Origin of the sequence: Bradyrhizobium sp. 23, assembly GCF_023073295.1 — a bacterium.
GTDB classification, from domain to species: Bacteria; Pseudomonadota; Alphaproteobacteria; order Rhizobiales; family Xanthobacteraceae; genus Bradyrhizobium; species Bradyrhizobium canariense_D.
The window spans coordinates 1-10,148 of sequence record NZ_JADPJF010000145.1; the positions used below are offsets into that span (position 1 = coordinate 1).

The 10,148-nt window shown below is 58.0% G+C and carries 9 protein-coding genes; 3 read left to right on the forward strand and 6 right to left on the reverse strand.

Features of this window, described 5'->3' with window-relative positions; all coding sequences use genetic code 11:
* The first annotated feature begins 378 nt into the window (after window positions 1-378).
* Both IVB32_RS33105 and IVB32_RS33110 read left to right on the forward strand, forming a co-directional pair.
* Window positions 379-597: a hypothetical protein gene (locus IVB32_RS33105; protein WP_247384745.1), complete on the forward strand. Its 219-nt coding sequence runs from the start codon at window positions 379-381 to the stop codon at window positions 595-597.
* 1,097 nt (window positions 598-1,694) lie between these two features.
* A complete protein-coding gene (locus tag IVB32_RS33110) occupies window positions 1,695-2,318 on the forward strand; it encodes a hypothetical protein (RefSeq protein WP_247412731.1) in 624 nt (207 codons plus the stop codon).
* A 417-nt stretch (window positions 2,319-2,735) separates the two neighbouring features.
* On the opposite strand, the gene IVB32_RS33115 is transcribed toward IVB32_RS33110, so the two are convergent.
* The 4 genes from IVB32_RS33115 to IVB32_RS33130 form a co-directional block, all read right to left on the reverse strand.
* A complete protein-coding gene (locus IVB32_RS33115; protein ID WP_247412732.1) occupies window positions 2,736-3,419 on the reverse strand; it encodes a hypothetical protein in 684 nt (227 codons plus the stop codon).
* Window positions 3,374-3,835, reverse strand: coding sequence for a hypothetical protein (locus IVB32_RS33120; RefSeq protein WP_247412733.1), 462 nt, complete (start codon window positions 3,833-3,835; stop codon window positions 3,374-3,376). The genes IVB32_RS33115 and IVB32_RS33120 overlap by 46 nt, the downstream gene beginning before the upstream one ends.
* A gap of 65 nt (window positions 3,836-3,900) precedes the next feature.
* Window positions 3,901-4,380, reverse strand: a complete 480-nt coding sequence (locus IVB32_RS33125; protein ID WP_247412734.1) for a hypothetical protein — start codon at window positions 4,378-4,380, stop codon at window positions 3,901-3,903.
* Window positions 4,381-4,664: 284 nt separating this feature from the next.
* Window positions 4,665-5,129: a hypothetical protein gene (locus IVB32_RS33130; protein ID WP_247412735.1), complete on the reverse strand. Its 465-nt coding sequence runs from the start codon at window positions 5,127-5,129 to the stop codon at window positions 4,665-4,667.
* Between IVB32_RS33130 and IVB32_RS33135 the strand changes: the two genes are divergently transcribed.
* The gene (locus IVB32_RS33135; RefSeq protein ID WP_247412736.1) at window positions 5,128-6,369 is read left to right on the forward strand and encodes a cytochrome P450; all 1,242 of its coding nucleotides are present in this window, start codon (window positions 5,128-5,130) and stop codon (window positions 6,367-6,369) included. The two genes, IVB32_RS33130 and IVB32_RS33135, sit on opposite strands and share 2 nt — an antisense overlap.
* 653 nt (window positions 6,370-7,022) lie before the next feature.
* On the opposite strand, the gene IVB32_RS33140 is transcribed toward IVB32_RS33135, so the two are convergent.
* Window positions 7,023-9,491: an ATP-binding protein gene (locus tag IVB32_RS33140; protein ID WP_247412737.1), complete on the reverse strand. Its 2,469-nt coding sequence runs from the start codon at window positions 9,489-9,491 to the stop codon at window positions 7,023-7,025.
* Window positions 9,488-9,679: a hypothetical protein gene (locus IVB32_RS33145; protein WP_247375720.1), complete on the reverse strand. Its 192-nt coding sequence runs from the start codon at window positions 9,677-9,679 to the stop codon at window positions 9,488-9,490. Before IVB32_RS33145 ends, IVB32_RS33140 begins: the two co-directional genes overlap by 4 nt.
* Window positions 9,680-10,148: the final 469 nt, after the last annotated feature.

Here is a 10,148-nt window from a genome sequence, read left to right on the forward strand (position 1 = left end):
CATTCTAAGCCTAACGGTCCAAACCGAACCGCAGACTCGCAGATCACACCGTCATCCGGTAGGTGGCCGCTGAACAGCGCTTACGGTGCAGAGTGGCGGTGGTTCGAAGAAGTGACCAGAAATTCCCGTTGTGCGCCGCAAGACCAGCACGTACTCGCCTCCCAACGAGAGAGCCAATACCCTGAGAGAGTGGAAGGACTGCCATCTGCGCGAACCAGATCGCATCGACAGTCGCGCAGATGACGACAATCTTACGCAATAACCTTTACGAACAAACTATGCGTCTACTTACCGAGGAGAGCGAACCGCATGTTGCTAGCCAACATAGATTCAGCCAAAGACTAACACTGGCTGGAGGCAAGGCCGAGGGAACGGCTGATGCCAAGAATTATCCAGGAACAACTGGACCAGGTGGAACGTGATATCAAACTTTACACTGAATTCGATAAGGCCGAAAAAGCTCGCTTCGATCGCGAGTGTTACCTCTGGACCGCGGAAGACCGCATCGAGTGGCAGGAGACGCAGCTTTCCAATGCTCAATATCTTCGCGAACTAAACGACGAGCGCGTTGCGTTGCTTAAGCGGCTAAAGGGGTGAGCGGCTGTTGGCGCAGCGCGGTGCCCTGAAGGGAGTGGACCGCCTGTCCTGAGGGAGTGGACGGTTGGCGAGGGGAGATTTACGCTGCGATTGTCCAGCCGAGAGGAACCCTAAGTAACTTTCTCACGTAAACACTTCTAAGATGGCATTTTCGGAGAAGACCCATGGCCAACGCGAACCTCGCAAACCCGTTTGCCAGCTGCTCAATGAAGCTGAAGCGCGCTCATTACAATCTTACGGTCGGCATTGGACCAAGCAGCATGTGTATGCGCAGAATTAGGCGGCCAAGCTGCAGACGGAACGTACTTCCCCCATGGGAAAGATGCGGCACATTTCGAAAAGAATTTAGAGAAGCAATGTCGCAGGGTACCCCAACATTTCGTGCAGATTATTCGTGAATGCGAGCCATACTGTGGGGGCAAGGGATACCTAATCCGTGCCCTGCACGAGCTAAACATCGTAGACAAGCATCGCCCTCTTATCCAGCAAGATTTCGCGATGCAAGAGGTGCATATCGACAACAAATCGAATCGACCCCCGAAGGTCTTGTCATCCTTCCGCCCGTGCATTGGAGCAGCGAAGCGGCCGCGAAAGATGAAGACACCAGCGAAAACTCAAAAGACGCAGTGCGTTTTAGCTGTTCGCTCTCGTTTGGAGAAGTCGAAATCCTCCGAAGCCGGCCGGTCTGAGTAGTGATGGAAGAAATGGCGGCCTGCGTTCAGCAGATTATCGAAAAGCTAGGAAAATCCGCTCTCTCGCAGCCATGACCATACCGAAATGCCTGCACCTATGTGCTTCGTTTGATGCACCGCCCTGGGAGATTGTTCTCGGAAAGGCACTGCCCAGAAGGGAGTGGACACAGCTTGCTCAGGGCTCGTAGGATCAAGCACTCAGGAGAGGCCAGATGCCTGTTGCAAAGCCCTTTCACCGGAATTCTCGAGGAATCGCAGATGGACCGAACTCGGGTTACAGCAGCTTGGCCTACATCCTCGATCGCGACTACGGCGAGAGACGCCGAACATTATGTTCGTGCACTGACACTGATCCAGGACGATCTTCGTTCAATATTCGAATACGTCGAACCAAGCGCCGAGTGCATGAGCGCCTACTCGTTCCGGATCCACTCGCTCTTCATGCGGACCTGCATCGAGATTGAAGCAAATTTCAAGGTGATCCTAGCCGAGAACAATTGCAGCCGCAGCGGCCGGCAATTGAATATGGTCGACTATCGAAGGGTAGATGCTACACACCACCTGTCGTCCATGTTACCTATTTGGAGCGGTTCGCCGCCGACCTTGCGACCTTTCGAACAGTGGCGACCTCTACGTGGACTTCCGAGTCCCCACGGAAAGGGCGCCCCAATTTCCTGGTACCAAGATTACAACACCAGCAAGCATGATAGGCACGATGCTTTCAAGAAGGCTAATTTGAAGAATCTGATCCTGTCCGTCGCCGGTCTGCTGGTGATCGTCACGTCTCAGTTTGGTGCACACGATTTCGGCGCTGGCACACCAGCAATTGTTTGGTCCAACGGCTATCAGCCGATGCGCGCTTCGATCGGCGAGCTATTCAGAGTCAACTATCCCACCGACTGGGCCGAAGATGAAATCTACGACTTCAACTGGTCGGATATCAAAGATCAACCGAACCGGTTCGGGCGCATCGACTTCGACGCCACCCCGCTTAAGCGACGTGACGCGCGATGGACGATGCACGAATAGTCAAACTAGCTCTTCGATTCAGCTCGCCTCAGGCCCAAAGCGCTCAACGAGGCGGCCAGTGTCTCTTGAGCCTGTTGCGTCGTGTAGCTGTCTCGCGTCGTCATGGTTACGATCAAAGCTGCCGCTGCCGCGATAGCTTCTGCTTCACTGACTGGCCCAGCCACCCCCTGCACAGGCCAGGTCGCAACTGGCAAATTTGCCTGGCAAACTCTGAATTACCGAGAGTTCGCCGCCGTCGTAGGGACGACCGCCAAACCAGTACGTTGCCGCATCGCCGATGTCGCCGCTTTGATTTGCCGGCTGGCTGACATTTCTGCGAGACGGCCGGATTGTCTCCTACCCAAAGGGCGAGCACGACGTTGATTGCGTTCTTGTTCGCAGCAGAAATAAGAGTGACACCATAGTGAGCGGTCATGATCAGGGGTTCCTTCGCGACATGAGATAGGAGGCCAGGACCGCTGGTTTGGTGGCACTCAGTGGCTTGGTGATAAGAAAGGCCGCTCCGATCCCGGTCCAATAGTTTGACGGAGTGGCGAGCGCGCGAGCAAACAGAGCGACGCGGGCTGCCGCCGTTGCGGGCGTCCCGGGCAAGCTCCCTTCCTGCGCTCCGTCCATGAACAGCACAGTGCCAGCGGAGCTATAGGCCCCTCTGATCACCCGGCGTCCTGAGAATAGCGTGGTGCCGCCGACAGAGACGTTGCCGCCGCCGGTTCCGAAAACCGTTCGGCCGTAGACTGGCGTGGCGATCCTTCCGATCGTGCGAGCGTCGCTTTGCGACGCGTTGGCATAGCCGAACAGATCGAAAAACGTTGCGCCGGCCACAAGATTGTCGTTCTGCGCCAGCGACCACAATTCGCCGCCCGCGTCCCCTGCCGGCAGGCCGGTGAGCAGCGCGGCGTCTGTGCACACCAGACAGTCGTCGATACCGTCAGAGGTTAAACCCGGGGAGCCGTTGAACGAAGTGCTGGAAAACACCGGCTGCGCTGCCCCCGAAGCTTGAACCGCGCTGTATCCAGCGACGATATCCCGCCAAGAAGAAACCCCCGTCGCAATCGTCATGCCGCCGTTCGCGCCCCAATAGTGCGCGTCAGCGTCCACCATGCAAGCAGATCATAGCCGAGCGCCACTACGGGATTGTAGGCGTTCACTCCCCCAAGGAGTGTGTACAGGTCAGTGAAGTTCGCCTGCGTCGCGGCGCGCAACTGATCGCTTGAGAGCCCGGCATTTAGATAGCGCGCGACCGGCAGCAGCAAGCCGCTGGCCACGATCGCATAGGCCGGCACGAAGACAGGAACTCCGGTGAGCCCCTGCGCCTTCACCGCAGCATAGAGGTCCGCAAAATTGGCCCGCGTAAAGTCCAGCACCTGGCTGTCAGAAAGCCCGCTGTTCAGAAGCCGCGGCACCAGGTTGGTACCGTACTCGGAATTCAAAGCGGCATAGAGCTCCACGAAGTCGGCCTGCACTGCCGCCCGGATCTGCTCGCGGGAGAGCCCGATGTTTAAATTTTGCTGCGTCATCTTAAGCGGCCGATCTCAGGATGTCGTTGAGCGACGCAAACCGAAACTCCTTCAGCGCGCTGCCTTCAGTCGCGTTGATGACTTCGACGCCGACGGCGCGTGCGGCCTCGTCCCAGCCTGCAAAGCCCGGAACGAATTCGCGCTAATAGATCTCGGAATCGCGGGCCCAGCCCTTGTACTCGTCGTGGCAGTGCTCCCGGTCCTACCCGCGTCGCGCCGAGCGCGATCGCCAGGCCATCCCAGTTCGCCACCAGCTGGCGCCGCGGCTCGTACCAGCCGGAATCCGTGAAGAACAGCACGCTCGCCCAGGGCGCCAGCACGGCCGACAAGTTGATGGCGATCGACCGCCGGCCGCGCACACGCTGGCAGATCTCCGCCATGAGGCTCGGGCCCGACGGCAGGCAGTAAATCGTCTCGCCCTTGAACAACCAGGCGTAGTTGTCTTTTCCGGTATGCTTCAACCCAGGAATCCGTTTCAAGCGGCCGACCGCCACGATGTGCGAGCACGCTTGCCCACTCACGTGTTCCAGCAACAGCGCATGCATCACCTCCCCGGTGTAGGGCGGGCTGGCGGGCGGGGGCGTCTTTTCACTTCCGCACGTTCCGATCCCTGTACTGCCGGAGAAGCGCAGAGCGTCGCGCCAGAGGCGCCGTGCCTAACTATTGACGAGCTCCTGGCACAGATCGGGAGCCCCGTCACACGCCTGACCACACGAGCGAGCTAGACGATGCCGTTTAGGAAGTAAAGTGGGAGCACGTTCCTAGCAGCACCAGCGGCGAGGATAGTAAATGGTGAAGCCGCCGCGGCCACGGCCGTGCTTGGATCGGATCAGTTGGTTATTTGACGGCGCGCAAGGCGCCGAAGGAATTGTTGCTTTGGTCTTTGACATGCCGCTGGAACATTGCCCAAGCGCGGTCCAAACATCTCCATCTTCTGTTTTATTGAACGCGCGACCGCGACCACCGCTTCGGTCCCCTGCCCGATCGCGTTGTTCAGATTGAGCATGCCGAAGTCAGGCCTTATTTCGCAGCGGCCACAATTCAAGCGGGCCGCCGTGACTCTTCCGCAATGAGACGTGGCCGACTCATCTGGCGGCGTTCCGCTCGCATAGACAAAGTGGCGGCGATCTCGCTCCTGCCGGAACTGGCAGGGGGCGCCGCTCAGTTTTTCGAGTATTCTTTGCCGCTTCGGCGAGAAGCTCTTCCCAGCTGAAGCACTCGGCACGCACTCCATGCGGTTACGACCTGTCGAGATCGGGCTCTTCAAAGAGAAACGGCCAAAGGACACGGTCATGAAAACGCCCTTTAACGTGCGCGGAGGCGAAGATGTGCGCGGCATCCCGTTGAGAGATCTAGATGTAAGCGAACCTAGACGATTTCAAGATGATAGCTTATGGCCCTGCTTCGAGCGGCTGCGAAGGGAAGATCCCGTTCACCACTGCCAAGACAGCCCATACGGACCATATTGGTCGATAACGAGATACCGCGATATCGTGGCCGTCGATACAAATCATAAAATATTCTCGTCAGAGCAAGGTGTCACGATCCTCGACGTGCCCGAGGAACATTGGACACCGAGTTTTATCAAGGCAGGTCCTCCCAAACATGCCGCGCAGCGCAACACCGTAAGTCCGATACTCGCACCGGACAATTTGGAAAAACTCGAGGGATTAATCCGCAGTCGCGCTAGAACAATCCTTGATGGCCTGCCGCGCAATGAAGCCTTCAACTGGGTCGATATGGTCTCGATCGAGTTGACGACGCAGATGCTGGCCACACTTTTCGACTTTCCGTTCGCGGATCGCCGGCTCCTAACGTACTGGTCGGACGTAGCCGTTGCAGCGCCGACGGTTGGGCAGGCGATCGACAGCTGGGGCAAGCGAAGCGCAATCCTGGCCGAGTGCTTGACATATTTTACTCGGCTTTGGCGGGAGCGGATAAATGCCGAGCCACGATTTGATCTCATTTCGATGATGGCGCACTCGTCCGGGACTCGGCATATGGAGCCACGTGAGTTTCTTGGCAATCTCATTCTACTGATCGTGGGGGGCAACGACACCACGCGCAATTCGATCACCGGTGGCCTGCTGTTCATGAACCAGCACCCCTCCGAGCTACGAAAGCTACGAGATAATCCCGCCTTGGTGTCGAGCGCTGTGTCCGAGATTATTCGGTACCAAACGCCCATCGCACATATGCGCCGCAACGCCACCGCGGACATTATCATGGGAGGCAAACAAATTAGGCGAGGCGACAAGGTTGTAATGTGGTACATCTCTGGCAACCGAGACGATGAGGTCATCGAGGACGCCAACAAATTTACGATCGATCGCAAGAACGTGAACCAACATCTCTCGTTCGGATACGGCATCCATCGTTGCCTTGGTCGACATCTCGCGCGGCTGCAGCTTAAAATCCTCTGGGAGGAGATACTGAATAAGCGCATGGAGGTCGAGGTCGTTGGCGATCCGGAGCGCGTTGCATCGAACTTCGTGCACGGTTATTCCGCACTCCCGGTCCGAATCATAGTCTAGGCTGTGACGCCCTGAAATGATGCGTGAGCTACACGGCAGGACCGTCGTCGGGCTCTCTGATGACCAGTTACGCCATTGCACGCGGACTGGCGCGCGCCGCTGAAGATCGCCATCCCGGCTGGAGCCCGCACCTCTTGACCAACTTGGTCCGCCACTACGCTTCGCGTGACGCATCTCTCAAAGGCATCAAGTCCATGTCCGGGAACTCTGTCACAATCGGGTTGAGACCGGAGCACGGGCGTATAAGGTGATAGGTAAGCGGCAACGAGACCGCAAGCCGGAACCTTTGGTCGCAGCGGTCCTCCGGTGCCGGCTTATCGCTTCGAAGACAGCCGGTCCGGCGAATGCACTGTTCGCGATTCAGTGGCCTTCTGCCCGCGCAGAAGCCGGCCGCCGACCTGCGTGCGGCCTGATCCTGAACCCCTGCAGCCATTATCGTCGGCACCAACCCCAGGTGCAGCGCCCATCATCATAGCGGTGTCAGGCCACAATGAATGCGCGATCATCGCGATCCGTCATCGGCGCTGCCGATCGATCCAGAGCCCGCGCGGGGCGACGAGCGGACCAACTTCACCGCATGGTCCGGCCTCGAGGGTGCGTGGCCACAGGTTCACATACACGCGTCAGCGACGGTCTGGGCCGGGCGAGGAGCATCAGTTCTTCTTCGGCACGAGGTTGAGACTGACAGCGCTGCAACTGCAGCGGAGCACTTCCTTGTCACCCTTGATAGGCGAAACGCAGAGGAATTCGCCGCAATCGGTGTTGGGGCACTGCATCAGTTGAAGCAATTGTTGAAACGAACTCACGACCGCAGCGAATTCCTTCGATTGCAGGTCCGCCCAGGCGTTGTAGTGAACCGCCTTGTTGATCATCCACTCTTCGGACTTTGTCGCCGCCACCCGCTTTTTGGATTCTATCTGGAGCGCTTCGGCATCCTGAATATTTTTCCCCCACGAGGAGGCGGAGTCGCGCGCCTCTTTGAGACGGGCCTTCCATGCGGCTAACACCCCGGGCCAGAGATCGCCCAGGTCGTATTGTCCGTTTCCATGATATTCGATGCGAGCGCGCAGATTATCCGCAAGGATCGTCGAGGTGAACTCCAGATAGCGTCGCAAAGTCCCTGCCGCCAAAAATACATTGTCATTGGCGAGGTGTTTCTGGATCTGCGTCCAGACGTGACCCTCGTTCCAGACCTGTGGGCCACTGTCGACCGTCCAGCCGCCAAAGCTAAGAGTGCTCTGAACCAGCTTTTCGCTCTGCATGAACTTGAGCCACACGCCGTCGTGAGTGGTCAGGACAAACTGCGTGTTTGGAAATTTCTGCTTCAGGAGCGCGCAAACCTCACGACGATGGCCGGCGTCGACCGACATCAGCACATCGTCGAGGACGGCAAGCGTAAATCCATCGCCGAGCGTGTGCTTCACCAGTGCAAGATAGAGGCAAAGCCCCATGCCATCCTGATGGCCCTCGCTGTGGTAGGCCCCGGGAGGAAATCTGCCTCGTCCGTAAAAGTCGACATCGAAGGCCAGTTTGCCCAATGATGCAGAGAGCTTGCCCTCGAAATTGGCCTCATCGTCGCGGTTGATGAAACTGTAGTATTCGGTGAAGTCCTTCTGCACCTTGTCGTAGATGCATTCCAACATTGCGGTGCTGACCGTCCCGTAGTGGCTAAACACCGCAGAAGCTGTTTCGGCCTGCTGGGCCGCGATATTGAGGGTCTGCTGCGTCCCACGGCATTGATCGTATTTCTCCTGGGCAACGATCAAGAATTCCTTGGCTTCTTCCTCCTTTGAAGGGTCGGAGAGCGTTTCGATATAGGCCGCCAGACGATCGGCGGGCTGAAGCAGCTCGACCGCGGGCGATGCCCCCAGTCGACCAAGGGCTTGCAGCGCGTGGGCGATCGCTGCCGGGTCCCGGACGACCTTGTCTAGTGTGTCGCGGTCACCGTCGAGGGCCTTTGCGTGGGACCGCAGCGACGTGGCATCTATAGGAGGATTGGCCTTTTCGCACCATTCGGCCACTTTGCCCGCGTCAAGCGCCATCGCCCGCAGGTGAGCCGCGAGAGGGTCGATCGCCAGGGCCAGTTGCTTCAATGCCGTCGAGGCCGCATCTGCCTTTGCGATCTTCTCTTGAAGATGTGTTGCCAGGAGGGCCATCTCCCAGGGACCGTCGCACAGTGGACAAGCGTCGCCTTCGACCAGCTCAAGACCCCGCTCAACCAAAGCGCGCTGCTTGACAACCCTTAACAGAGCCGGATCGTCCGTGAGCTGGGCGAGAGCGCCGACTGCATCCGACTTTGCGCCGGTTATGGTTATTTCCTGCGAGACAGCCAGCCTCTTCAGGAAGCTCGCAAGGTCATTCTTGGCGCCGAGCTTGGAGAATGGCTGCGACGCCTCGTGCTCGGCATCTGGATTGATGCCTACCTTCAAGGCATTTTCCGGCGCGAGGTCCGCCACAGGATCGAGCTTCAGCACAGCTCGACGAGCATTTACAGAAGCAAGCAGATCAGTTTTGTTTGGAGTGGCAATGCCGAGATGGTGAAAGAAATCGGACTTGCTCCGCCGATCCTCCACCTCGGCCCTTCCGTGGTCGCGTTTTGCATCGTTGGCGACGCGTTGGAGTGAGACCCGCAGCTTTTCGAGCTGATCAAGGCGCAGCAGCTCTTGGACGTATTGTGATCGTTTGCCTGCAGGAACGAGAATATATTTGATGATTTCTCGACGAGACAGGGCAAACTCAGGATGGGTTTCGAGCTGCGCCAGAAGCGCCCTGGTTTCAGCACTGCTTGGCTTGAGTACCGCGGCGCCTGGATTCTTGACGCTCCGCTCGATTATGAAGCTCTTTTTGAGAGCGGGCGCATAGACCTGCAGGCGAACGAGCGCGGTTTCGGGCTTTTTGCTCGCGTCGACGTGTGGAGCGTGCGCCTTGACACTCAGCTCCGCCGTGCCCGCGCCGCCGAGACGAGTGATGTTTCCGGTGAGGGCAAATTCGATCGCATCCACGATGCCGCTCTTGCCAGTACCGTTCGGCCCCGCAATGCCAAAACTCCTTCGGCCCAACGAGCGCTTGAGATGACGAATTCCACGGAACTCGACAATTTCGATTTCTTCAATCTGGATCATTTGCTCGGCTCAGCAGCGCTGAAAATGGCCGCCCGTAGGCTCTCGGCGTCCAATTGATTATCCGCCAGTGCCTTTCGCAGCGCCGACAAAGACGCCCGCGAAAGGGTTTTCTGGTCCTCGAGCTTTTTCAAGAAGGCATCGACAACGGATGAGACCGTAGATGAAAAGGGAAGATCGTCAGCGGCCATATGGTTGCTATTCCTGGGCTGGCCACCTGCTTCTGTGCGGCAGCGTCATCGCGAGACGTCTCGACAAACAGCGATTCCGGACGTGGTCCTAGTGGTTGTGCACAATGCGCCACTAATCGCTTGCATTACTAGCCCTGCAAAGCCGCCCAGAACGCTTTGCCGAATGAATTGAGATTAGAACTGAGCCACCCATCTGGCACAATGAAGCCGACTTGAAAGCGCTGCCTGAAAATCAATCAAGCCGACCGATCGACCATCGGAAAAATCTGCCAGTGACCTCGGCTGGAGCTTGACTTGAACTGCGTCCGCGAGCACACCGCGGAGGCCAAGCCGACGCGAACGAAGCAACGCTGCCCTCAAGCTTGAGATATTTTCCTGCCCCAGACCCGTGGCGGGGCTCGTTTTACCCGCCACGGCAGCTGCGAACTAGGCTAGGCGGCCGCAATGTTCGCAGCGCGGCCGCCCTCCG